Annotated in this window: 28 protein-coding genes; 27 read left to right on the forward strand and 1 reads right to left on the reverse strand. The window is 50.2% G+C overall.

Annotation, left to right across the window (positions count from 1 at the left end):
* Positions 1 to 54: 54 nt before the first annotated feature.
* The 26 genes from AB4Z33_RS15795 to AB4Z33_RS15920 all read left to right on the forward strand — a co-directional run bounded on the left by AB4Z33_RS15795 (position 55) and on the right by AB4Z33_RS15920 (position 22057).
* On the forward strand, positions 55 to 783 hold the full coding sequence (locus AB4Z33_RS15795; protein ID WP_442050813.1) for an SAF domain-containing protein: 729 nt from the start codon (positions 55 to 57) through the stop codon (positions 781 to 783).
* A complete protein-coding gene (locus tag AB4Z33_RS15800; protein WP_442050814.1) occupies positions 780 to 1628 on the forward strand; it encodes a hypothetical protein in 849 nt (282 codons plus the stop codon). Before AB4Z33_RS15795 ends, AB4Z33_RS15800 begins: the two co-directional genes overlap by 4 nt.
* Positions 1583 to 2998 (forward strand): ATPase, T2SS/T4P/T4SS family, encoded by a 1416-nt coding sequence (locus AB4Z33_RS15805; RefSeq protein WP_442050815.1) that lies wholly within the window; start codon positions 1583 to 1585, stop codon positions 2996 to 2998. The genes AB4Z33_RS15800 and AB4Z33_RS15805 overlap by 46 nt, the downstream gene beginning before the upstream one ends.
* Entirely contained in the window at positions 2991 to 3926 is a 936-nt protein-coding gene (locus AB4Z33_RS15810; RefSeq protein WP_442050816.1) for a hypothetical protein, read from the forward strand. The genes AB4Z33_RS15805 and AB4Z33_RS15810 overlap by 8 nt, the downstream gene beginning before the upstream one ends.
* A gap of 19 nt (positions 3927 to 3945) precedes the next feature.
* Entirely contained in the window at positions 3946 to 4839 is an 894-nt protein-coding gene (locus AB4Z33_RS15815) for a hypothetical protein (protein ID WP_442050817.1), read from the forward strand.
* A gap of 48 nt (positions 4840 to 4887) precedes the next feature.
* Positions 4888 to 5037: a hypothetical protein gene (locus AB4Z33_RS15820; RefSeq protein WP_307207455.1), complete on the forward strand. Its 150-nt coding sequence runs from the start codon at positions 4888 to 4890 to the stop codon at positions 5035 to 5037.
* Between the two features lie 49 nt (positions 5038 to 5086).
* Complete coding sequence (locus AB4Z33_RS15825; protein ID WP_442050818.1) at positions 5087 to 5233, forward strand: hypothetical protein; 147 nt, start codon at positions 5087 to 5089, stop codon at positions 5231 to 5233.
* Complete coding sequence (locus AB4Z33_RS15830; RefSeq protein ID WP_442050819.1) at positions 5230 to 5655, forward strand: hypothetical protein; 426 nt, start codon at positions 5230 to 5232, stop codon at positions 5653 to 5655. The genes AB4Z33_RS15825 and AB4Z33_RS15830 overlap by 4 nt, the downstream gene beginning before the upstream one ends.
* A gap of 41 nt (positions 5656 to 5696) precedes the next feature.
* A complete protein-coding gene (locus tag AB4Z33_RS15835) occupies positions 5697 to 6182 on the forward strand; it encodes a hypothetical protein (RefSeq protein WP_442050820.1) in 486 nt (161 codons plus the stop codon).
* A gap of 86 nt (positions 6183 to 6268) precedes the next feature.
* A complete protein-coding gene (locus tag AB4Z33_RS15840; RefSeq protein ID WP_442050821.1) occupies positions 6269 to 7477 on the forward strand; it encodes a M24 family metallopeptidase in 1209 nt (402 codons plus the stop codon).
* Between the two features lie 17 nt (positions 7478 to 7494).
* Positions 7495 to 7974 (forward strand): PH domain-containing protein, encoded by a 480-nt coding sequence (locus AB4Z33_RS15845; RefSeq protein WP_442050822.1) that lies wholly within the window; start codon positions 7495 to 7497, stop codon positions 7972 to 7974.
* A complete protein-coding gene (locus tag AB4Z33_RS15850; protein WP_442050823.1) occupies positions 7967 to 9526 on the forward strand; it encodes a PH domain-containing protein in 1560 nt (519 codons plus the stop codon). The genes AB4Z33_RS15845 and AB4Z33_RS15850 overlap by 8 nt, the downstream gene beginning before the upstream one ends.
* Before the next feature lie 124 nt (positions 9527 to 9650).
* Entirely contained in the window at positions 9651 to 10181 is a 531-nt protein-coding gene (gene sigY, locus AB4Z33_RS15855) for an RNA polymerase sigma factor SigY (RefSeq protein ID WP_442050824.1), read from the forward strand.
* Complete coding sequence (locus tag AB4Z33_RS15860) at positions 10171 to 10518, forward strand: YxlC family protein (protein ID WP_442050825.1); 348 nt, start codon at positions 10171 to 10173, stop codon at positions 10516 to 10518. The genes sigY and AB4Z33_RS15860 overlap by 11 nt, the downstream gene beginning before the upstream one ends.
* Positions 10506 to 10724: a sigmaY antisigma factor component gene (locus tag AB4Z33_RS15865; protein ID WP_442050826.1), complete on the forward strand. Its 219-nt coding sequence runs from the start codon at positions 10506 to 10508 to the stop codon at positions 10722 to 10724. Before AB4Z33_RS15860 ends, AB4Z33_RS15865 begins: the two co-directional genes overlap by 13 nt.
* Before the next feature lie 22 nt (positions 10725 to 10746).
* On the forward strand, positions 10747 to 10965 hold the full coding sequence (locus tag AB4Z33_RS15870) for a PLD nuclease N-terminal domain-containing protein (RefSeq protein WP_442050827.1): 219 nt from the start codon (positions 10747 to 10749) through the stop codon (positions 10963 to 10965).
* Entirely contained in the window at positions 10962 to 11927 is a 966-nt protein-coding gene (locus AB4Z33_RS15875; protein ID WP_442050828.1) for an ABC transporter ATP-binding protein, read from the forward strand. Before AB4Z33_RS15870 ends, AB4Z33_RS15875 begins: the two co-directional genes overlap by 4 nt.
* Positions 11927 to 12706: an ABC transporter permease gene (locus AB4Z33_RS15880; protein ID WP_442050829.1), complete on the forward strand. Its 780-nt coding sequence runs from the start codon at positions 11927 to 11929 to the stop codon at positions 12704 to 12706. Before AB4Z33_RS15875 ends, AB4Z33_RS15880 begins: the two co-directional genes overlap by 1 nt.
* Positions 12707 to 12842: 136 nt before the next feature.
* Positions 12843 to 13223 (forward strand): ATPase, encoded by a 381-nt coding sequence (locus AB4Z33_RS15885; RefSeq protein WP_442050830.1) that lies wholly within the window; start codon positions 12843 to 12845, stop codon positions 13221 to 13223.
* A gap of 161 nt (positions 13224 to 13384) precedes the next feature.
* The gene (gatC, locus tag AB4Z33_RS15890) at positions 13385 to 13672 is read left to right on the forward strand and encodes an Asp-tRNA(Asn)/Glu-tRNA(Gln) amidotransferase subunit GatC (RefSeq protein ID WP_442050831.1); all 288 of its coding nucleotides are present in this window, start codon (positions 13385 to 13387) and stop codon (positions 13670 to 13672) included.
* Between the two features lie 34 nt (positions 13673 to 13706).
* A complete protein-coding gene (gene gatA, locus AB4Z33_RS15895; protein WP_442050832.1) occupies positions 13707 to 15164 on the forward strand; it encodes an Asp-tRNA(Asn)/Glu-tRNA(Gln) amidotransferase subunit GatA in 1458 nt (485 codons plus the stop codon).
* A gap of 261 nt (positions 15165 to 15425) precedes the next feature.
* Positions 15426 to 16865 carry an Asp-tRNA(Asn)/Glu-tRNA(Gln) amidotransferase subunit GatB gene (gene gatB, locus AB4Z33_RS15900; RefSeq protein ID WP_442050833.1) on the forward strand — a complete coding sequence of 480 codons (1440 nt, stop codon included), beginning with the start codon at positions 15426 to 15428 and terminating at the stop codon, positions 16863 to 16865.
* 178 nt (positions 16866 to 17043) lie between these two features.
* Positions 17044 to 17736 (forward strand): MgtC/SapB family protein, encoded by a 693-nt coding sequence (locus tag AB4Z33_RS15905; RefSeq protein ID WP_442050838.1) that lies wholly within the window; start codon positions 17044 to 17046, stop codon positions 17734 to 17736.
* Positions 17718 to 19619 (forward strand): DUF4097 family beta strand repeat-containing protein, encoded by a 1902-nt coding sequence (locus tag AB4Z33_RS15910; RefSeq protein WP_442050834.1) that lies wholly within the window; start codon positions 17718 to 17720, stop codon positions 19617 to 19619. Before AB4Z33_RS15905 ends, AB4Z33_RS15910 begins: the two co-directional genes overlap by 19 nt.
* A gap of 83 nt (positions 19620 to 19702) precedes the next feature.
* Complete coding sequence (gene perR, locus AB4Z33_RS15915) at positions 19703 to 20134, forward strand: peroxide-responsive transcriptional repressor PerR (protein WP_337100862.1); 432 nt, start codon at positions 19703 to 19705, stop codon at positions 20132 to 20134.
* 186 nt (positions 20135 to 20320) lie between these two features.
* The gene (locus AB4Z33_RS15920) at positions 20321 to 22057 is read left to right on the forward strand and encodes a glycosyl hydrolase family 18 protein (RefSeq protein WP_442050835.1); all 1737 of its coding nucleotides are present in this window, start codon (positions 20321 to 20323) and stop codon (positions 22055 to 22057) included.
* Between the two features lie 115 nt (positions 22058 to 22172).
* Here the strand turns inward: AB4Z33_RS15920 and AB4Z33_RS15925 are convergent, their stop codons facing one another.
* A complete protein-coding gene (locus tag AB4Z33_RS15925) occupies positions 22173 to 22532 on the reverse strand; it encodes a YgzB family protein (RefSeq protein WP_337100860.1) in 360 nt (119 codons plus the stop codon).
* Between the two features lie 156 nt (positions 22533 to 22688).
* On the opposite strand from AB4Z33_RS15925, the gene AB4Z33_RS15930 reads away from it, so the two are divergent.
* Positions 22689 to 23573: a nucleotidyltransferase-like protein gene (locus AB4Z33_RS15930; RefSeq protein WP_442050836.1), complete on the forward strand. Its 885-nt coding sequence runs from the start codon at positions 22689 to 22691 to the stop codon at positions 23571 to 23573.
* Positions 23574 to 23997 lie beyond the last annotated feature (424 nt).

Raw genomic sequence — 23997 nt, forward strand, 5'->3', positions numbered from 1 at the left:
AGCCGAAGGGCTGCCGCTGCGTTCTTTTTTTATGCGCTCGGGGGAGGAGAGGCGATGAACAGACGAAGGAATATATGGATTAGCTTGATTGCGGCGCTTTTATCGGCATCGCTCGTAGCGGGGCTGTATCAACTGCAGCGAATCCAAATGGAGAGGGAAGGAACGATTGCGGTCGTTGTGCCGAGTCGCTTCATAAGCGCAGGCGAGAGACTGACGACTGATATGCTGACCTATAAGCATATTCCGGAATCAGCATGGGAGCCGAATATGATGGTTGACGCGGAAGCGGCGCAAGGCAAGGAGACGGTCATACCGCTAGGGGCGGGAGAGCCGATTCTCGATTGGAAGGTCGGCAGCTATTACTTGCTGCCGAAGCCAACGGAATCGACCTTCCAAATTCCGAAGGAATATGTCCGTTCAATCTCGAACGGCATACGCGCGGGAGATAAGGTGCTGCTCTATGCATCCGGTGAAGGAACACCATCACGAAGGCTGTTCGGCGAGAGTATAGTCGTGGCCTCCGTGAAGTCGTCTGGCAATGTCGAAATCGACAATATGGACAACCCGAATCTTATGTCGATGGCGGATGGCGATAAGGAGAAGATGTACGCTTCCCGGCGGGAAGCGAACGGGATGATCGAGTATTTGAATCTCAACATGACTGAGGAACAGTGGCTGGAGCTCGACGGGCTGTGCAAGGACGGGAAGCTGAAGGTTGTTGTTGCGTATAGTCCGGAGTCGTTGAATGTCGATGCGGTCGGCGGCGAGGGGGCTGGATCGTGAGCCGGCAAGATGGCTCGCTGGCCGCTTTCGTCGGGACAACGCCGAATATCGGTACGACTGCAGCCTCCTTCGCGACCGCCTATCGCATGGCGGGTGCAAGCAGTGATTCGATTGCCTATTTCTGCTTGAACCTGAAGAGCGCAAAGCTTCATCGTTTCCTAGGGGAGGATGAACCCGATGTGTCGCTCGACAAGCTCAGGCCGGAGCTCATCGCGCAAACGCTGACTCCGGACAAGCTGCGAAGAGCGGCCAGTCCGATTACGAAGCTGCCCAATCTACATGTCTTATTCGGCAACATGGTTAGGGATCAAGCGGAGTTTTTCTCGCCGGAGGAAGTGAATCACTTGTTGGACGTTGCGCGCGAGACATTCGCGTACGTGATTTTGGATGTCAGCGCTTATTGGGACAATGCTGCTACGGTCTGTGCGCTGCGGATGGCAGATGTGCGGATTCTTGTGACGACGCCAGCGCTTTCGCATTTCCAAGAGGACGGCAAGCGCTGGATTAATCAAGTATCGCCGTTGTTCGGCGTTACACCCGATCAATATGAAACAGTTATTATACACAATTCGCATGGAAGCGGAGGTTATCGAATGAAAGAAATCTGCAAAGAGCTCGGTACAACATCGCTCGGTCAGTTCAAGCTTGGCGAGTCATTGTTCAGTCAACTCGATAGCGGGCGCTATGAGGAATGGCTGCGCAGTGACGCACAAGGCAAGCAAGCGATGGACGAGCCTGCCAAACAGTTGATGCATCGGCATGGAATACACCCCGTTTTCAAGCCGGGCAGGACGCAGCCATGGCATCGCAAATTAATGACGCATCGCAGAGGAAGCAGTTCATGACGGCCGGGCAAGGGAAGTTCTCGCCAACCGAATTCGCTGCGCAGGTCAGACCCGCCCGTATGATGGCGGACAAACCAGAGGGGATTAGTCATCATGCGGACAATGAGCCAACCGAGTTTCAGCGGCTGGCGGAAGATATACGGTCGTACTTGAGCGCCCCGCAAGGATTGACCGAGTTCGAGCGCAAGCAATACACGGAGACGCTTAATCGGGCGGTACTTGGCTTCGTTAAAGAGCGGGAGCAGGTGCTCGCGGTTATAACGGATCGTCTCATTCGGCTTCGCATTCATACGCTAGAGGATGTGCAGCAGCCGTATCAGACATTGGCAGAAGCGCTGTTCGCTGAAGTAATCGGACTTAATGTGCTTGAGCTGGTGCTTGCCGATAAGGAGGGGCTGGAAGAAATTCAAGTCGTGGGCAAGCGGATCTTCGAGGTGAGGGGCGGCCTGACGGCGGCTTCCGCTTATTCCTTTGAGAGCGTAAGAGACGTCGAGCGAATTCAGCAAAACTTAGTGCTGTATAACAACGACCGAATTAATCCGCGCAAGCGATGGGCGGAGGTCATGCTGCGGGACGGTTCTAGGGTGACGATGACAGGCTTCGGCTTCACCTCATCGCCAACGCTGACGATTCGTTTCTACACGGTGCGAAGCTTCAGTCTGGAAGCGCTATGCGCCCCCGCGCTGCGAACGATCAACGGGAGAATACGGAACATGCTGCTCTCCGTACTGTCTGCGAGCTTCAATGTCGTCATCATCGGTGCGACGAACTCGGGGAAGACGAATCTGATGAAGGCGCTCATTGCCGAGCTTCCAGCCGATGAACGGATTATTACAATCGAGGGCAGGCATGAAATGATGCTTGGCCGAGATTTCCCGGACAAAAATATCGTCGAGTACGAGACGGAAGAGGACGACCCGCAGCATCGGTCGGATCAAGCGTTCAAGCTAGCGCTTAGGCAGTCGCCAAGGCGAATCATCCATGCGGAAATTCGTGATTTGGATGCGAACATTTATGTGCGCGCATGTACGAGGGGACACTCCGGCAGTATGACGACGGTCCACGCAGGTTGTCTTGAGGATGTCCCGGAGGCGATTACAGATATGTGCATGCTGGATGGACGCGGGATGAATCCCGATCGGCTTACGAAGCGGATCACGGAATATGTGACGGAGATTGGTATTGAGATGAGGCTGTGGCGAGGGCGGCGGATTGTAAGCCGAATTGGAGAGTTGTATTGGGAGGACGGAAGGACGATCGTAAGGGAGTGGGCTCTGTTCGACGAGGAGGCGGATGACTGGCGATTCCCTAGTCTCCCATCGTTAAGAGCTGCAGCGAGGCTTGCGAGATCAGGTGCTGCTTATGGCTAGTTGGTCTTCACTAGCGATGCTTCTGCTGCTGGGAGCTATCCTATACGCAGCACTATACAGCCTGCTTCAGTTATGGATGAATAATCGTCATTTGCAACATCGGCTCCACTATAAGAATCACTCGGGCATTCGCTATCGACTAACCGAAGCCTTCAAGGGCAATGAACGGTTGTACCGTCATCTCTCCGAATTGCTTGAAGCACTTCAGCTGGGGATGAAGCCAGTAGCGCTCGCCTTTAGCTCGGTATTAATGCTGTTAGTCGGATTAGCTGTAGGCGGCTTGTTTTTTCAAAGCGCGAAGGGAACTGTTCTGTTCGGACTGCTCCTTGGCTTGTTGCCTTATACGGTGCTGCGAGCGATGCTCGCAAATCTGCGAATGAAGACGCAGATCGATTTCTTGCCAGCGGTTGAGCTGTTCTATCAATGTTATCTCGTCACGGGCGAGCGGCAAGTCAGAATCGCATTGCAGCGGGCTATTGAAGAGCGGCGGTTGCTCGGTCCAATGCAAGCGGTATTCGAACAATTGTATCGCAACCTGTCGGTGCGAGGCGACGATGAAGCGAGCTTACGATTATTGTCGGCGTCGCTAGGCCACATATGGGCTGATTATTTCGCGAACATCCTGCGAGTTGCGATAACGGAGGGTGTCACCATTACGGAAAGCTTGAAGGAGCTCATTACCGATATGCGCAAAGCAAGGCGGGCGAACGAGCAGGAGCGGAATCGTCTGCTGGAAATTCGGATTGCAAACTTCTCTCCGCTGCTCTTCCTTGCCCTCTTCATCGGCATCAATATTCGGTATAACCGAGATAATTCCTACTATTATTACATGATCGATCCCGGCGGAAGAGACATGCTGCTGAACGCAATGGTGCTTATCTTTGCATCGTTCCTAATGGGGCTTTGGTTATCGCGCAAGAAGATGTGAAGGAGGAGGGGAATGTTCTATGCACCACTTTACGGCATCGTTCATTTCGATTGCGGCAACGGTCGGACAGTTTCTATTCGCAGCAATCGCTCTAGGAGTATTGCTGCAGCTGCTGCCGAGACGACAGATGCGTTGGAAGCATCTATCGCTGCTGAGCTGGCGGACGAAGGAGGCACCGGCAAGCTGGCTGCGGTTGTTCGGAGTAGTTAGGAAAAGCGCGGCATTCACGGAACGCGAGCTGCTGCTTGGCGGCTGCGGCTATACGCTCGATGTTGCTTGGTACGTATTAGCTCGTAGAATCGGGATTGCTGCAACGGTAATTGCTGCGGCTATCATCCTCCTGATCGTCGCTACTTTGCATATAGTGACTGCCTCGACCAGTTATTTCGTCGGTGCTCTGTTAGTTGCAGGGATGCTGCTTATGGTTGACAAGACATGGCTCTCATCGATACGCAAAGTGCGGGTGCTTCGAATGACCAAGGAGATCTATGCAGTAAGCAATCAACTGTTGTATTTGTCAGACTCGGCGCTTCATATCCACGCCAAGCTGCTGCGATGCATTCCTTTTACAAGAGCTTTGCGTCCAGAACTGGAGCGGTTGCTCGCTGAATGGTATCACGATGCTGGCGAGGCGCTTCAGCGATTTAAGCGGCGGCTAGGCACGGATGAAGGATTAAGTTTTGTCGAGACAATCGACGCGCTGCGCCAGCATGAGAGCAGCCAGTATTACGATATTTTGCGAGCGAGGATTGAGGATTATAAGGAGAAGCTGGAGCTTGCCAAGGAGAGTAAGAAGGAATCGACGTCGTATGTACTGTTCGTCATAGCGGGCATTCCCATCTTATATACGTTCCAGGTATTTATTTATCCGTGGGTGCGTGAAGGGCAGAAACTATTTCAATCGCTGAGCTAATGAAGAAGTAAACTGTACCGTGTGTTCATAGAAGGGAGGTGTATGCACATGCGTAATATTCTAATGACTGTCATGCTGCTTGTCGTTGTTATCGTATTGTTTAACACGATCATCGCTAAGGATACAACAGGAACGAGCAGCCAGATCGAATCCCAAGGCAATGCCGCAAATACGAAGATTGGCGCGCTTGTTCCTTAATGAATGTTGTCGTCGTTCAGGAGTTGGAACATGTCGGAGGTGACGGAGTATGAGGGCTATTCTGATATCAACTTTGCTGCTCATTACGGCTGTGCTCTTATACACTGCAATTGCCGAAGGAGACAGCGGAATGAAGAGCCAAGTGAACGGGGCGGGAGAAGCGATTAGCGATCATATAAGGCAGATGAGCCCATGAAGCAAATCTTATTGTTCGTTCTGTTCGCGGGGCTTATATGTTGGATGATGTTCTCTCCAATCTACAAGCATGTGCTTATCGTAAGGCAAGCAGTGCTGCAACAGGAAGTCGACTATTTGCTGGAGGTAGGAGCAAGTGGAAGCTACGGTTATATTGGCCCTGTGATGCTTGAGCAGGCGAAGTCCCGGATGGAGGCATTCGGCCTGAAGCGGGAGTCGATCCTATTCGAAGTGAAGTCGGAGAGCGGGGTTAATGCAACGAATCCCAGCGCTCCCTTGCCGAGAGGAACGGGGCTGTCGCTGACTGCCAGCTATCCGTATGAAAATTTATTTCAAATCGACAGACTGATCGGTATATCGCCGCCGCCCGCGAACGGGAGAATGAAGGCGTTCGGCATGAAGATGAGCGAATATGTGCCTTAAGCAAGAGAATCCAGAGATAGATCGAGGGAAGGAACAATATCGTGTACAAATTGCTGCTAATAGTGATGATGATGTCTGTATGGGGAGCGATTCATATGATGCAAGTGGAGGAGGAGATGGCGATGCAGACACTGTTCCTCGGCAAGCATGCGATCAATCGGGCTGCCCATGCAGCCGCGCAGCAGATTGATGAGACGGCGCTTGGCAATGGCCAGCTGCGCATTGCTCCGACGCAAGCGGTACAGGCTGCTGCTGTTTATCTGCAGCATAATCTGCGATTGAACGAAGCGGGGGTTCCGTTGCCGGATTCGTTTCTTCGCGAGCCGCTGGAGCTTGCCGTATTCGAGATTATCAACTCGGAAGAAACCTTTCCTTACGTCTATCGTAACGATAGCTATGACTATGAGGTAACGCTTTATAGGCCAAGCGTCGTAATCATTGCAAAAGTGGAGTACCCGAGAGCCTTTCGCATACTTGAACCGATCGAATGGTATATAAAGGGGGCGGCTGAGCTGGTAGCAGGTTGACGCAAAAATGGAAAATTGGTCTAATAAGGGGAGGGAATTCGAGTTAGGAGCTGAACACGTAACGTATGAACAACTTACATATAGCAATGGATATTCCAGCAGAGCTGGTGCGGGAGCGAATTAGGAAGCTGCAATCAGCCATGCAGGCAGGGCACGTAGATGCGTATTTGGTTACGCAAAACGTTGATATTTATTATTTGAGCGGCTCGATGCAGAACGGATATTTATTGGTTCCGTGCAGCGGCGAGCCGTCCTTCTATGTGAAGCGAAGCCTATGGCGGGCGGAGCAGGAGTCGCCGCTGCGCGTGCGGGAGCTGGGCAGCTTCAAGCAGCTGAGGGCTACTCTCGAGAAGGATTATCCTGAGCTGTTAGGCGCCGGCCAACTGCCAAAGATTGCTTGTGATCTTGACGTGTTGCCCGCTCAAACTTATTTAAAGCTAGCCGAGTTACTAGGAGTGCCGGATCGTTGCCGTCTGATCGATGGCTCGGGGATCATTCGTACGCTCCGAATGATCAAGTCACCTTGGGAGATTAGCCGCATTGAGCAGGCAGCTTTAGCCGTATCCGAATCGTTGGAGGAAGCGCTCGGAGAGCTGAGGGAAGGCGTAATGGAGCTGGAATGGATGGCTTCGCTTGAATATAAGCTAAGGAAGCGCGGTCACATCGGGCTGATGAGAATGCGCGGCTATAATCAAGAGATTACGACCGGCATGGTTATTTCGGGGGCGGCAGCAGCTGTACCTTCTTACTTCGACGGTCCTGCCGGAGGCCTGGGACTTGGCGCTGCCTCTCCGCAAAGCGTGAGCCGGATGACGGTTAAGCGCAATGAACCAATACTCATCGATATTGGCTGCTGCATCGATGGTTATGTCATTGATCAGACGAGGACGGCAGTCATTGGGCAACTGAGTGAGCCATTAATGAAGGCCTATGAATTGTCGGAGCAATTGCTGCTGGAAGCGGAGAGGAGTATGATTCCGGGAGCTATATGCTCGCAGTTATATACTAATGCGCTTGCTTACGCCGAGACAGCGGGATTGGCTGATCATTTCATGGGTTATGGCGCTGATCGAGCTAAGTTTCTAGGTCATGGCATCGGTCTTGAGATCGACGAGTGGCCTGTACTAGCCAAAGGGTTTGATATACCGCTGCAAGAAGGTATGGTTATCGCCGTCGAGCCGAAGTTTACGTTGCCGGGGCTTGGCGTCGTCGGTGTAGAGAACAGCTATCTTGTAGAGTCGGAAGGAGCGAGGGCCTTGACGCGAACGCAGCTGGGGCTCATCGTGCTTCCTTAAGAAGAAGGAGTCTTACTATGAACAACGAACTGACAAAGCGGCTGCATCCCGACTACATCAAGGTGTACAGGATTAGCGAAATGATCACGAATGGCGTATTTTTGCTCATCATTATTACTTATTTGTTATTAGCGTTATGGAACGAATGGACGTTTATTCCGGTTTGGATAAGCTTAGGCCTCTTGCTTTTATCGCTTGTACTCTTTACATGGATTATACCGAAAGCGAAGTATGCGAGGTTTCAATATGAGCTGTTCGAGGATGAGCTGGAAATACGATCAGGGCTTATCTTCATAAGCAATGTGCTCGTTCCGATGGTGAGGGTGCAGCATGTGGAGCTGGAGAGCGGACCGCTTATGCGCAAGTTTGATCTCGCTGCTGTCTCGGTAGTGACGGCTGCGACAACGCATAAGATAAGCGGGCTGAAGCTGGAAGAAGCGCAGCAGCTTAAGCAGCGAATCGGCAAGCTGGCGAAGGTGGACGATCAGGATGAGTGAGATACAGCGCCGCAAGCTGCATCCCGTATATGTGTTTTTTGCGCTTGTGAATACGATCCAAGGCTTTATTCCGCTCCTCCTAATTGCTTTGGTCAAAGGGACGGCGTGGTCGGAGCTGGACTGGTATTGGTATGCGGGAGGCGGCGCTTTGGCCGCGTTATTGCTTGTGCTTGGATATTTGGAATGGCGCAAATTCGGATTTTGGGTGGAAGCGGATCGCATCATCATTCGCAAAGGAGTCTTCTTTCGTGATGAGAAGACGATCTATTTCACCCGCATTCATTCCGTTAACGTGGAGCAGCAGCTTGTGCATCGCTTGCTTCGCGTGGCACAGGTGAAGATCGAGACGCCTGGCGGCAATAAGAAGGCGGATGGGATATTGCCTGCCCTATCGATTAGCGAAGCCAATCATATTCGGCTGGTGCTTCGCGGTCAGATTCCTGCTGCTGACACGGTTCCGCACAATCAAGAATTGGAGGCGGATGAAGAACGGCAACTGCCGCAAGGAGAGGAAGCCGTTCAGGCTTTATCTAACAAGCCTGCTGCCCAGAAACGGGGCAGTAATCAGGTGGATCGAGAGGCAGAGGCGGATCGCGACGATGCAGCGTTTCGTCTTGATGCAGTCAAGCTGCTGAAGGCGGCAGCGACCTCGATGAACTTTGGTCTTGTTGCGGCCTTTGCAGCGGGTCTGTATTCATTCGCCGATGATTTCGTTCAAGCGCTGCTGCCTGATCACTTCTTCGAAAATGTCGTCGAAGACTCGACGAGTCTAATGCCAGGTTACTTCTTAATCGGCGTTATCGTCCTACTGGGCATTGCTGCGGCCTGGGTGCTTTCCATTCTGCTCTACATATTGAAGTACAGCGGCTATACAGCTAGAAGAGTAGGCAAGGAAATATCGGTGTCTTATGGCTTGCTGGAGAAAAAGACTTTTTTATTCGATCCGAAGAAGGTGCAGGCGGTTATCGTGAAAGAAGGGCTGCTTCGCCAAGCGTTGGGCCATGCCGAGGTGAAACTTCAAATCGTATCCTCGGACAAAAACGAGCAAATGATGCTGCACCCTTACCTGTCGCGGGCAGAAATTCCAATGCTGCTTGAAGCATTCGTGCCGCAGTTGAAGGATACTCCTAATGCGGCATTTGCCGCAGCACCTAAGCGCGCGCTTCTCTATTATGTAAGAAGCACACTGCTTATAACAATTGTGCTTTGTGCGGCAGCCATCGTATTGTTTAAAGCCGCTGCGCTTTGGTCGCTTATATTGCTTCCTCTCGTACTCGGCTGGCGATATGCATGCTACAAGTCGGCAGGTCTTCTTCTGGAGAATGGGCAGCTCACGTTAAGACGAAGGTTTATCGGTAGGTCAACGTATTTGATCCGCCGTCCGCAGATCGTTGTGATGCGCGTGAAACGCTCGCGCAGCCAGATGCGCAAACAATTGCTTACGTTGTCCGTGCAGGCGATGGGAAGTCCATTCGATTACCGGGTAGCATGTTTGGAGCAGACTAAGGTGGAAGAAGCATGGCGTTGGTATAGTCGCAGGACATCCAAATAACAATATACGTATAACGAATAACTGCGAGGAAAAATAATCCTTCGCAGTTTTTTTCATGACGAATGAACGAAATGGGCTGCTGAAGCGTCAAAGCTATAGATAGAGAGAAGGAGGAAGCGTTGTAGTGGTTGATGAGCATGGTCTAATACGCAAAGCAGCTCGCGGCGATTCCCACGCGCTTTCGGAGTTGCTGCAGCAGCATTATTCTTTCCTATATCAATATGTGCTTAAGCTGACGATGAACAAAAGTTATGCCGAGGACGTCACGCAAGAGACGATGCTAAGAGCGATTGAGAAGATCAGTGGTTTTCAAGGAAAAGCAAAATTCTCGACTTGGCTCATTACGATTGCATCCCGTATCTATGTCGATCGGCTTCGCAGTAAGGAGCGTGAGCGCAGATGGGTGCAAGAGGAGCAGACGCTCCGAGCGATTCGTTACGAGACGCAGACGATGCTCGGGGATTGGCCGGAAGCGCTTGACGCTATCGGGCGCATGGCCGGAGATATACGAATAGCCGTATTGCTTAAATATTATTACGGTTATGCCCAGGAGGAAATTGCAAGCATGCTCGATCTGCCAGTCGGCACAGTGAAATCAAGGCTGCATAACGGTTTGAAGCAGTTACGGAAGGAGTTGGGCGATAATGGACAATGACAATTCAAACAAAGGGTCTGAAGATGAGCGCTGGTTCGATAGCCGCGTTGGAGATTCTCTTAAGCAGTTCGATGATGCGCATAAACCCTATACGCCTGATCGGTTCGAATTCGAGGCGCTAGTAGGCGCCCATAAGCAAGCAATACGCCGGAAGCAATGGAAGGAATTACTGTTGCTTTGGCTGATCGGCTGCTTCCTGTTTGGAGGCATGATGTGGGTGCTGGAGCGGGATATTGTATGGTTCGCGATTATGCAGGCCGTTATTGCATGCGCCGCAGTAGGTTATGTAGCTGTCATGTTCGGCAAAAAGAAGGTGAGTCATCGATGGAACAGATGATGCTGGAGTCGGTATGGTTCTGGTTGCTCCTGCTGCTCATCCTAGGTACGCAATCAACGTGGCTGTTTCTTGATGCTCGTAAACGGGAGCGTCTTCCGTGGTTTTGGGCGTTGTGGGGGCTCATTCAGTTTCCGCTGCCGCTCATTTTCTATTGGATCTTTATCCGCAGCGGTTGGCTTAACCGCAGTAAAGGTAACGACGATTAAATCAATTTAGGGGGTAATTTGCATGAACAATATGAATGAAACGATAGATTTGTCCACTCTTCTGCCCATTATTGCGCCGATTCTCGTTATACAGTTCGTCTTAATGGTAATCGCTCTTGTGCTGTGTATTAAGGCGGATCAAACGAGAGGGCCGAAGCTTATGTGGATTCTCATAATCGTGTTCGTTAGCTTATTTGGACCAATCGCATTCTTCCTCTTCGGAAGGAGAGACGGACGATGACCGTATTGCTGAAGGCGGAGGGGCTGACCAAGACGTTCGGCAGCTTCACAGCTGTAACAAACATGAGTTTTACTATTCAAGAAAGCCATTGCGTTGCATTGCTTGGTCCGAACGGGGCAGGGAAGACGACTACCATTCGTATGATTGCCGGACTGCTTGCTCCTACGAGTGGACGAATTAGCTTTCAAGGCATACGAGAAGGCGGCAGCCAGCGTGAGTTGATTGGTTATTTGCCGCAGTCGCCATCCTTCTATAATTGGATGACGGGATATGAATATGCCGTGTATGCAGGCCGGCTGTGCGGACTCGCTTCATCGGAAGCGAAGACGTCTGCCAAGAATCTGCTGGAACGAGTAGGACTATCTAAGGCTGCCGGCAAAAAAATCGGCTCGTATTCCGGCGGTATGAAGCAAAGGCTTGGCCTTGCCCAAGCGCTTATCCATCGTCCGAAGCTGCTCATTATGGATGAGCCGGTATCAGCGCTTGATCCAGTCGGCAGGCGTGAAGTGCTGAGCTTGCTTCGCGAATTGAAACAGGAGACAACGGTATTGTTCTCTACGCATGTCCTGCACGATGCAGAGGCATTATGCGATGATGTCATCATTATTCGCGATGGACGAATCGCCTTGCAAGGAGCGATTGCCGCCATTCAKAACGAGAACCGCAGGCCGATTATCGAGCTTACGGTAGATAATGATGCCCACTCGCAGTCATGGCTTGCAGGAATGAAGCAGCGGATGAGGCGCGAAGGATCAGTGTCAACGTCCTCGAGAGAAAATTTAGCCGAGTTTATCGATGACATAGAAGTAACTGCGAGTCGAGGGCGGATTCAAGTGTCAGAAGTACAAGCAGCAAGGCAATTGCTGCTTGAAGAGCTTGCGAGGGAGAACATTAAACTGTTGGATATGAAGGTAGGCCATTCCACCCTGGAAGATCTCTTCATGAAGGCGGTGTCYGAATAATGCGCTTACTCGTAATGATTCAGAAGGAGCTGCTGGAGCTTGTCCGCAGCCTCAAGCTTATTTGGGTACCGCTTGTGTTCCTATTGCTCGGCATTATGCAGCCGGTATCGAATTATTACATGCCGGTCATTTTGGAACAAGCAGGCAATCTTCCCGAAGGCGCGGTTATCGACATACCATTGCCTAGCGCGCCGAGTGTAATGGCGGGGACGCTGTCGCAATTCGGGACGATGGGTTTGCTTGTTCTTGTACTCGTATTTATGGGAACGGTATCGACGGAGAGGAATAGCGGGGCAGCATCGCTTATTCTTGTGAAGCCGGTAACGATTACCTCGTTTATATTGTCGAAGTGGTTAGCTATGCTAATTCTTGCTTGGGGCTCATTGGCACTTGGATATGCGGGGGCTTGGTATTATACGGAGCTGTTAATCGGTTCAGTGCCGCCTATGCAGATTATAACAAGCTTCCTCGTATACGGCCTATGGATTACGGTCGTGATGTCCTTTACGTTATTGTTCAGCACGCTGCTTCGCAGTCCGGCAGGAGCGGCGTTCTCTTCACTTGGCCTTGCGGCGCTCATTACCTTGCTTGCATCCTTGCTTCCGAAGCAGGCAGGCTGGAGTCCAGGTGCGCTTGGAGGCTTCGCCTCGAAGCTGGCGGCGAATATCGAGTACGGAACAGCAGATTTTGGTTGGTCGCTCGTAAGCAGCATTATTGTAATAGCTGCAGCGCTTATAGCTGCGATCGGTGTACTCCGGGCATCGCCTGCAATAGATTGATAAGGCGTTAACCATGCTCCATTAGCAAAAATCATAATTTCCAGCAGCTTCTCTATCTCGCGATTGGACACCGCTATTATTTTTTAGTAGGATAATAGTGATAGAATCAGCGGCGATGAAACAGGAGTTGAGGACGATGCTACAATTAGGCACAAAGGTCGTCATAGTGGCTGACCATTTCGAACAAAATTTACCCGTCGGGGATTATGGCTATATTATTGCTTATGACCGTAACGCAGACAACGTATTCGACTATGTGCTGCGAGTGCCGAAGGCGAATCGTAATTTTCTAGTTCCGGACGAGGACGTTGAGCTTGAAGAGGTGCTTATCCAAGAGGAGATCGATCGTATTGAACGAGAGGCTCTCATTGACTATGCGCTTGCTACGCACAACGAGCAGTTGTTCAATCGGATTATGAAGGGCGAAGTGGAAGAAGAGGAAGCCGAGACGGCAAGCACCGAACCGGCTAGCCCTGCGGACTTCATACGCCAGATTAATTTGAAGGCTTGGATTTAGAGACACAGAAGACCGCTTCGTCCGTTATTTGATTAACGGGCTGAGCGGTCTTTCTATTCGTCATGCCATAAYGTTGATGTTATTCGCGGTCTTAAGCTATAATAGGAAGAATGATTGCAGGATAAGCAACATCTAAACCTTTGAGAGAGGATCATGCACCTATGAGCATAATGATACAAGATGTCGAGCATGTAGCTAGGCTTGCGCGGCTTGAGCTGACCGACGGGGAGAAATCGCAATTCACCGAGCAGCTTAACGCGATACTGAAATATGCGGAGAAGCTGAACAGTCTGGATACCGACAATGTCGAACCGACCAGCCATGTGCTGCCGATTACGAACGTAATGCGCGACGACGTGCAGCGTGAATCGCTGCCGATTGAGAAAGTTCTTTTGAACGCGCCAGACGAGGAAGACGGACAAATTAAAGTGCCAGCGGTGCTTGAATAATAAGAATGGTTTATTTTGAAGGGAGGAACTACTGTTGGCATTGTTTGATTTGCGCCTTCAGGACGTACATAACAAGCTGAACAACAAGGAGCTATCGGTCACTGAGCTGGTCGATGCTTCATACAAGAGAATTGCGGAGACGGACTCTGCAATCAAAGCGTTCATTACCTTAAATGAAGAAAATGCGAAGCAGCAAGCGGCAGAGTTGGACAAGCAACTGCAAGAGGGCGGAGAGCGCGGCCTATTGTTCGGCTTGCCTGCGGGCATTAAGGATAATATCGTAACGGATGGTTTGCTTACGACTTGCGCGAGCCAATTCCTAAGCAACTACAATCCGATTTACGATGCAACATCGGTTCGCAAGCTGAAAGCTGCGCAATCCGTGACGATCGGGAAGCTTAACATGGATGAGTTCGCAATGGGCGGTTCCAACGAGAACTCGAGCTACTTCCCAACGCGCAATCCGTGGAACACCGATTATGTGCCTGGCGGCTCGAGCGGCGGTTCTGCTGCATCGGTTGCGGCAGGACAAGTGTACTTTGCGCTAGGCTCTGACACAGGCGGCTCGATTCGCCAGCCTGCAGCTTATTGCGGTATCGTCGGCCTTAAGCCGACCTACGGCTTAGTATCGCGCTTCGGTCTTGTTGCATTCGCTTCATCGCTTGACCAGATCGGTCCATTGACCAAAAACGTAGAAGATTCGGCTTACGTACTGCAAGCCATCGCAGGATATGATGCAAGCGATTCAACATCCGCCAACGTAGATATTCCAGATTACACAGCGGCATTGACCGGTGATGTGAAGGGGCTTCGTATCGGCGTACCGAAGGAGTATCTAGGAGCGGGCATCGATCCGCGCGTGAAGGAAGCCGTTATGAAGGCACTGCAAGTATACGAATCGATGGGCGCAACGTGGGAAGAAGTATCGCTGCCGCATACCGATTATGCGATTGCGACTTACTACTTGCTCGCATCGTCGGAGGCTTCTTCGAACTTGGCACGCTTCGACGGCGTCCGTTACGGCGTCCGTGCAGATGATGCGGCCAACCTGATCGATATGTACCGCAAGTCGCGCAGCCAAGGATTCGGTCCTGAAGTGAAGCGCCGTATTATGCTGGGCACTTACGCGCTTAGCTCCGGTTATTATGACGCTTATTATTTGAAGGCGCAGAAGGTTCGGACGCTCATCAAGCAGGACTTCGACCAAGTGTTCGAGAAGTTCGACCTTATTATCGGTCCTACGGCTCCGACGCCTGCTTTCCGTATCGGCGAGCAAGTCGGCGATCCGCTTACGATGTACTTGAACGATATTTGTACGATTCCAGTCAGTCTTGCTGGCATTCCTGCGATCAGCGTACCTTGCGGCATAGCTGACGGGTTGCCGATCGGGCTTCAAATTATCGGCAAAGCGTTCGACGAATCGACAGTGCTGCGCGCCGCGCATGCGTTCGAGCAGCAAACCGAGCATCACCAAATGCGTCCGCAGCTATAAGTGTATGTTCAAAAAGTCCGGTTATCAGCACCGAGAAGGTTGAAAGAAGCTAGGAAATGAGCAGCGGAGCGTAGCAAAAAGCTACGTGAGCTACAATGTTTCCGGAGGAAACATACTTCGTAAGCATCGGCTGAATTCAAGATTCGATGTCGAGTAAGCTACCTGATAAGCTTCGTGATCAAAATTGGACTTTTTGAACAACCTCTATAAGCGAAAGAGAGCGATAAGCGGTTATATACGTTTACGAAGGGATCGATACGAATGTCTGAAGCAACCAAATACGAGACGGTGATCGGGCTGGAAGTCCATGTGGAGCTCCATACGAATAGCAAAATCTTTTGCGGCTGCTCCACAGCTTTCGGCGCACCGCCGAATACACATACTTGCCCTGTATGCTTAGGGCATCCCGGCGTACTGCCGGTTCTGAACCGCCAAGCGGTTGAATACGCGATGAAAGCCGCTTTGGCGATCAATTGCGAGATTGCTGACGTCAGCAAGTTCGACCGCAAAAACTATTTCTATCCGGATTCACCGAAAGCGTACCAAATCTCGCAATACGATCAGCCGATCGGTCAGAACGGCTGGATCGATATTGAAGTCAATGGCGAGACGAAGCGAATCGGCATTACGCGCCTTCACTTGGAGGAGGATGCCGGCAAGCTGACTCACGTTGACGGCGGTTATGCTTCGCTTGTCGACTTCAACCGTGTCGGTACGCCGCTTGTTGAAATCGTGTCCGAGCCGGATATCCGCACGCCTGAGGAAGCCAAAGCTTATCTCGAGAAGCTGAAGGCCATTATGCAATATTGCGACGTATCGGACGTGAAGATGGAAGAAGGCAGCTTGCGCTGCGATGCCAACATCAGCTTGCGTCCTTATGGGCAAGAGAAATTCGGCACGCGCGCCGAGCTTAAAAATATGAACTCGTTCCGCGGCGTTCAACGCGRTCTTGAATATGAGCAAATCCGTCAAGCTGAGATCCTCGACAGCGGCGGCGAAGTTATTCAAGAGACGCGCCGCTTCGACGATGCGCAAGGCAAGTCGTTCTCGATGCGCGGCAAGGAAGAAGCGCATGACTATCGTTACTTCCCGGACCCGGATCTAGTCCGCCTGCATATTAGCGAGGAATGGAAGCAATCGGTACGCAGCACCATTCCTGAGCTTCCCGATGCGCGTAAGGCGCGTTATACAACAGACTACAGCTTGCCATCATACGATGCGGAAGTAATCACCTCATCGAAGAAACTTGCTGATCTGTTCGAGGAGAGCCTAAGCTACACGAAGGACTCGAAGGCGGTATCGAACTGGATTATGGGCGATCTGCTTGGTTACTTGAACGCGAACAGCCTTGAGCTGGATGCTGTTAAGCTTACCGGCCAAGGGCTTGGCGAGATGATCGGTCTGCTTGAGAAAGGTACGATCAACGGTAAGATCGCAAAGACTGTGTTCAAATCGATGCTGGAGTCGGGCAAGCTGCCGCAGCAGATCGTTGAGGAGCAAGGCCTCGTTCAGATTAGTGACGAAGGCGCGCTCGTTGGCATCGTGAACCAAATTGTCGAAGCGAATCCGCAATCGGTTGAAGATTATAGAGCAGGCAAGGATAAGGCTATTGGCTTCCTCGTTGGCCAGATTATGAAGGAAACGAAGGGCAAGGCGAATCCTGCGCTTGTTAATAAGCTGCTGATTGAACGTCTGAAATAAGCCGACGAATTATATTTGCGGCAAGTGTAATGATTAGCAAGAAGGCAGGTTGTGGAGCTCAAAGGAGCACCCGGCCTGCCTTTTTCTATGATTGTATTAGCCTGTATGGACGATGATTGGCATACAATTATGTTACAATAACGTGTAGAAAGGTCGGGATGAATCGAACATGAATCCAATTGAAAACCCATGGTACATTAGCGAACTTCATATTTTTTTACGTCTTATGCTTGCCTTGATGCTTGGCGGACTTATTGGTTTTGAGCGTGAGCAGTCGATGCATGCGGCCGGATTGCGAACGAATATACTCGTCTGTCTCGGCTCATGTTTGCTCATGATGCTGTCCATATACGGTTTCTCGGCGTTCGTCGACGAGCCGAATGTCCGTGTTGACCCTGCAAGGCTAGCCGCGGCTGTTATTACAGGCGTTGGCTTTCTCGGAGCGGGTACGATATTATTCACCGGGAAATCAATTACCGGTCTGACGACAGCTGCGTCGCTATGGGTCGTATCGGCGATAGGGCTTGCGGTCGGCGCAGGCTTCTACTTCGCTTCCACGGTAACGACGGTGATGGTGCTGCTTACGTTATGGGCATTCAATAAGCTGGAGAAAAGATATATACGTGCAAAGAAAGAGCAATTGCTTAAGATTGAGGCAACAGATCAGGCTGAAATTCTTCGTTCCATTAACACACTGCTCAGCGACAAGCAGATCGTGATTCGCAAAATGCTGCTGCAAGAAAGTGAAGGCGACGGCAACGGGCGAGTAGCGCTGCATTTTCACGTTTTGATGCCGAAGTCAGAACCGTTGTTTGATTTGTTGGAGCATATAAAGCATCTGGAGGGCGTGCATTGGGTAAGCTCGGAGTAAAGCGCAACAAAAGAAGATGGGTGGCAGTTCTTCTCGCTTTCCTATTGCCTGGTACGGGCCATCTCTATGCCGGCCAATATCCGAGAGGACTGCTGCTGCTGGTCGGTTATTTCATTGATGTGACAGCTATTATAAGGTTGGCGGATTCGGATGGTGGCAGGCATCTGCTGCTAATCGTTTATTTGGGACTGATGCTGCCCGTGTTTTATTTCATGAGCGTATACGATTCGTTGCAGAGCTTGGAGCGGGGAGAAGAAGCTCCTATCCATGTTGGTTTGTCGCATGGAATAGCACTTACTGCTGCTGGTGGACTGCTCTTCTTATTGGTCAAGCCTCCTGATGTTATATTGCCATGGATGAATGAACTGGCTGAACTAAGCGTAGGTCCGGCTATTATAGGAATTGCTGTTGTATTATTGGCGTTTAGGCGAAAGAGGTTGGTGACAATGTTCAAACTAGGTCGATATACGGCAGCCGTATTGATCGTAGCTGTGGGCGCTTTGCTCCTGTGGGATCAAATCCAAGGACGCAACGATATTGCGCTGCTTGGCCAGTGGTGGCCGGTTATCTTTATTATGCTTGGTATTGAAATGATTATATACAGTCTTCGTTCGCGCAAAATCGTGCAGAAGCTAAGACTCGACGTTGCRGGCATTTCGGTTGCGCTTGTTATTTCGTTAATGGCCTATGTAGTTACCCAGTATGCCGACTTTCCTTTTAGATGGCTCGATCAATGGAATGTGGACATAAGCGGCATTTCAGAATATGGGGAAGAAAAAGGCTTCCGTTATGATAAGACGGTTGTTAAAGTACCGCTTGATGAGCAAATCTCGTCTATTCGAATCGTGAATCCGAATGGACAAGTTACCGTTCGTTCCGGCGACGTCGAGGAAATGGAGCTGCTTGCAACGGTATGGGTCGATGTGGAGGATCAAGCCGAGGCAGATTCAATCGCGGAACAATCAACCGTTAAAGTAACGCCGGGCAGCGAGGTTGCCTTTGAAACGAAGGGCCAAGCCTACGGCGCTAACGGCAGCCACAAGCCTAGAATGAATCTGACGTTGACGATACCAATGGCGCTATCCGATCAAGTGTATGTCGAGGAGCCAATTGCTGCCGAACCGCCGCCAATAACGACAGATCAGCCTGGCGTTACGGACGAAGGAACAGCAGTTACGCCTGATGTTACAGATACGGGCACGAATGTTACGGCCACGCCGCTAGCCCCTTCAACTACGAGCATGCAAGATGAGCAACAAGAGATGGAGAGTGCCGTCAGTCTGAAAATCGAATCGGAGCTAGGCGCGGTCGACGTGTCAGGCTTGCTGCTTCCGGGCGGTTTAGACATTCGAATCAGCAGCGGCAATGTGAAGGTCGATCATATCGTAGGCGAAGTTCAGGTAAAAGGGATCAACGGCAATGTTCAGTTGCAAGAGGTGAACGGCGACAGCTCAATCGAGACGAAGAACGGCACGATCGCAGCAACTGGAATCAAAGGTCAGCTGTACGCGAATACATTGAACGGAAGCTTGGAACTGCAGGATGTTGGCGGAGATCTTGAAGCAGAGACGAAGAACGGCAAAATAAAAGTAACCGGAGCGGATGCATCCATCAAAGCGGATACGTTAAATGGATCGATTGAGGTGAGCAGCGATCAAGTGGGCGGCGACTGGGATTTGGACAGCTCGGTAGGCGAAATACGGCTTGTATTGCCCGAAGTCGGCGACTTTGCCATCTATGGGTCGGTAACTTTTGGAAACATTGCAAGCGACTTTCCGTTCGATATAAGCAAGAAAACGATTCGAGGCTCAGTAGGGGCGGGAACACACCGTATTCAAGTTAATGCGAACAACAGTATTTCGTTGAAAAAAGCTGGGCAATGATATAGATGCGCTTTCATTGACAAATTCCGAAAGAAGAACGTACAATAGTAATAAGAATAATTACTAAGAAAGGCGTGAGGGGAATGGGAGCCAGCGTAACACAAGCACTTGAACAGTTGAAAATGAATGGCGTCCGTATGACCCCGCAGCGTCACGCCATATTAAGCTACTTGATGGATTCCATGTCGCATCCGACAGCAGATGAGATTTATAAAGCGCTCTCGCCTAACTATCCGAGTATGAGCGTAGCTACGATATATAACAATCTGCGTTTATTTGTTGAAGCAGGCTTATTGCGTGAATTGACATATGGCGATGATTCTAGCCGGTTCGATTCCGATCTATCCGACCATTATCATGCGATATGCAAGAAATGCGGGTCAATCGTTGATTTTCATTACCCGCCTTTACTCGATGCGGAACGCGCAGCATCAAGTGAAACGGGATTTATGGTTGAAGGACATCGAATGGAGATTTACGGTGTTTGTCCTCCATGCGCAAGCCAAGTTAATTAACCAGCAGAGCTATGAACCCACACAGAAACGTGCAGCATGCGGCATTCCGCTGATCTGCACGTTTTTTTGATGCTGAGACTTTCCTTCGGAAAGTTTTAGTATGCCCATAGCTGTAACTATTTTGATACAATATTCGTATATAACTCAGTTTATACTGCATCTACTGACATAGAGGAGAGTGATGGTTTGGAGACGGCTCAAAGCCGAACGCCGCGCCGCAAGCGGAAGAGCGGAATCGGAATTATATTTTTGTTATTTGTTATCGCAGCGGCAGCCGTTCTTGGCTGGTACGGATATATGAATTTCATACCGAACAGGGAGCAGACGGAACCTGAGTACGCTTCGGAGCACCCGATCATTGTAGGCGGAGCGGAAGCTGACAAAGGCGCTATTATCGAAAATAATGAGATTAAGCTGCCGCTTCCGGTTCTTGAACAGCTGTTAGGACCGGACAAACCCGTCCGATATGAAGCGGATTCAGGATCCATTATCTTCACAACGGCTAACAAGGTCCTGCATCTGAAGACCGACTCCTTGACGGCGACTGTTAATAGCAAGCCTTTTGACTTGACGATTGCTGCCGAGAAGACGGAGGCCGGCGATGTCTATATACCGGTAGCGCCGATTCAGGAGCTATACGGTCTGCAGGTTGAATATGTGGAAGAGACGGGGATCGTAACCGTGCTCGTCGCTGGAAATGCGGTGCAGCGTGCAGAAGCTACTGATGCCGATGGCGCAGCAATTCGAACGGAACCGACCATTCGAGCGCCATACACTCGGAAGCTGGAATTGAACGAATCGCTTCGGATATGGGGCGAGGAGGATGGCTGGTTCATAGTGCAGAGCGGGGACGGAAATATCGGCTATATGAATAAAGGCGATGTGAAGTTGACCGAGATTGAACGAGTAGCTGAACCGGATCGCGTGCCTGCTTTTGTAGCCTGGAAGGTGCTTGGCAGCAAAATCAATATGACTTGGGAAGCGGTTTATTCCAAAAACCCAAATCCTTCGGCAATCGGACCTATGCTAGGCGTTAACGTAGTGAGCCCGACTTGGTTCGAATTGGCGGACGGCAAAGGTACGATTAATGGAAAGGCCGATCCGGCTTACGTCAAATGGGCTCATGGGAAAGGCATGCAAGTGTGGGCATTGTTCAGCAACGGCTTCGAGCCGGAACAGACGACAGCTGCACTCGCCACGGTGGAGACACGTTTTCTTATGATCCAACAGCTGTTGTCTTTCGCAGAGCTGTATAATTTGCAAGGGATTAATATTGATTTTGAGAATGTGAAAACGAGCGATAAAGAAAACTTGGTCCAATTTGTTAGAGAACTGACGCCTCTGCTACACGAACAAGGGCTGGTCGTGTCGATTGATGTGACTCCAAAGTCGACTAGTGAGATGTGGTCACTATTTTTGGATCGTCCCGCGCTGGCCAAAGTTGTAGATTATATGATGGTAATGGCCTATGACGAGCATTGGGCTTCGAGTCCTAAATCCGGCTCGGTCGCATCGCTTCCATGGGTCGAAGAGTCGCTCCGACGTATTTTGGAGGAGGATGCCGTACCTGCTAATAAGCTAGTGCTCAGCATGCCTCTATACACGAGAATATGGACCGAAGCAAAAGGTGAAGATGGTACTGTGAAGGTGTCGTCCAAGTCGGTTGGCATGGACAAAGTGAAGCAAATCATTGCGGATAAGAAACTGAAGCCCGTATTGGATGAAGCGGCGGGTCAAAACTACGTTGAGTATACAGAGGATGGCGCACTCATGCGGATATGGATAGAGGATGACTTGTCGATGAAGGCTCGCGTTGCGTTAGCCCGCAAGTATGATCTAGCAGGAGTCGCAACATGGCAGCGAACATTCCAGACGGAAGCCATATGGACAACCATAGATGAAGCGCTCAACAAGCGCCCGTAATCATACGATAAGAACAAGAAAACACCCTTCCGGAGAAGGGTGTTTTCTTAAAATAATAGGAAAGTATAAGTTTCACTCTTCCTAGCTTATGCCGCCAAGGGACGACGACAGCCGTTTAGGAATGTTGCTCCGAAGGCTCTGCAGTCGCTTGAGCGGGATCAAGCGTAAGTATCGTTTTGCAATACATGCAGCGGTCAGTCTTGCCAAGCATCTTCGTAGGACGTCCGCACTCGGGACATTGAAGCATCGTCGCACTTGTTGACATCATGCCCGCCCAGAAGTAGACAGCGACGCTGATTAGCAAGGAGATCATGCCAATAACCATGAAGATTGCGGCAATGATCTTGCCAGCTTGTCCCCAGAACACAATGCCTGCTGTGCCGAGAATCATTACACCCATTCCGACGAGCGTAAAGACTAAGCCCCATAGGCGAAATTCGTTTATTTTAGCTGATTTGAAAAAGATCTTATTCATTGTTCCAATCCTTCCTAAGTCTTTATGCTTATGAAATTGAGACCTGTTTTCTTTTCGGACGAAGCAGGAAATAAGAGCAGACTTGTCGAAAAAGAATTAAATCCGTAGATTAATATTATAGCTTAATGGAATCTGATTAGCTATATGGAGGAAACAGTGGAACATATAAAAAGTCATTTCAACAGCAAATACTGCAACGATACCGATCTAATCAGTCTTGCAGCGATCGAAAATCCGTATCCATACAATCCTTTGATCGATGGACTGGACCTGTTAGTGCTCGCCGTATTGGACAAAGAAACTATAGAGAACAGCAGTGAGCATGTACAATTCGAAGGCGAACGCGTATTGATTAGAACGATTGATAAGAAGAGCTTGGAAGCTTGGATATCGAGCGGTGAAAACCGGAGTATCATTGAATGGATCGTTCGGGGGGAGATTCTGTTGGATCGGGAAGGCTATTTGGGCAGTGTGCGTGAGAGCTTGCTTCAATTTCCTCACTCCTTGCGCGAACAGAAGCAGCTTGTCGAGTTCTCAGGATTTTTAAGAACATACTTGCAGGCCAAGCAGGATCTGCTTGACGGCAACTTGCTTGATGCGTACAGTCATGTATTAACTTCATTGCATCATTGGGCGCATATCGTATTAATAGAAGAAGGACGTCATCCGGAGCTTACCGTATGGAAGCAGATGCGGCTTGTACATCCGGGAATCTATAAGCTATATGAAGAATTGTCTGCAAGTCCGGAGACGCTGGAGCAACGCGTACAGCTCGTTATGCTTGCCTGTGAGTTCTCGGTTATGAATAAGATGAAGTCGAGCTGCTCGCTGCTGCTTAAGATTTTAGCGGATAGATCAGAGCCATGGAGCATTGCGGAGCTTCAGAGTCATCCAGACATTAAAGTACTTCATGTAGACTTGTCCCTTTTATTGCAGAAGCTTGTTAAGCGCTCCTATATTAGCGAGGTTGCTGTAATGAAGGAAATCGATGACTCCGGCATTATCGAGCTTCGGTATAGACTAGCCAATCATAGTGCGTAACCTTGAACCGAACTTGTGGCCGTTGCCCCTTTCAATTGAATGGGAAAGCGGCTTTTTCTTTGCTCAAAAAAGATTCGGCAAGAGACTTGACTTGTTAGAAGCCTATGTGTTAAATTAGTAATCGCCGCTTTTGAAGAGGAAATATTGAGACAAACGACAGATTAAAAAAAATGTCGAAAGTTGAAAGAAGTACTTGCCAAGAGATAGGCGAACGTGATATATTATAAAAGTCGCCGCTGAGACAAAGCGCCGACAAGCAAGAAATGAAAGACAAGAGATTGTTCTTTGAAAACTGAACAACGAGCGAAACTGCCAGTTAAGAAGCTTCGGCTTCTGACTAAAAGCAATAAAAAGTTTTTGAGCAAGTCAAACACCTTTATGGAGAGTTTGATCCTGGCTCAGGACGAACGCTGGCGGCGTGCCT

It is taken from the genome of Paenibacillus sp. 2TAB19 (genome assembly GCF_052115185.1).
In the GTDB taxonomy this organism is placed as follows: Bacteria; Bacillota; Bacilli; order Paenibacillales; family Paenibacillaceae; genus Pristimantibacillus.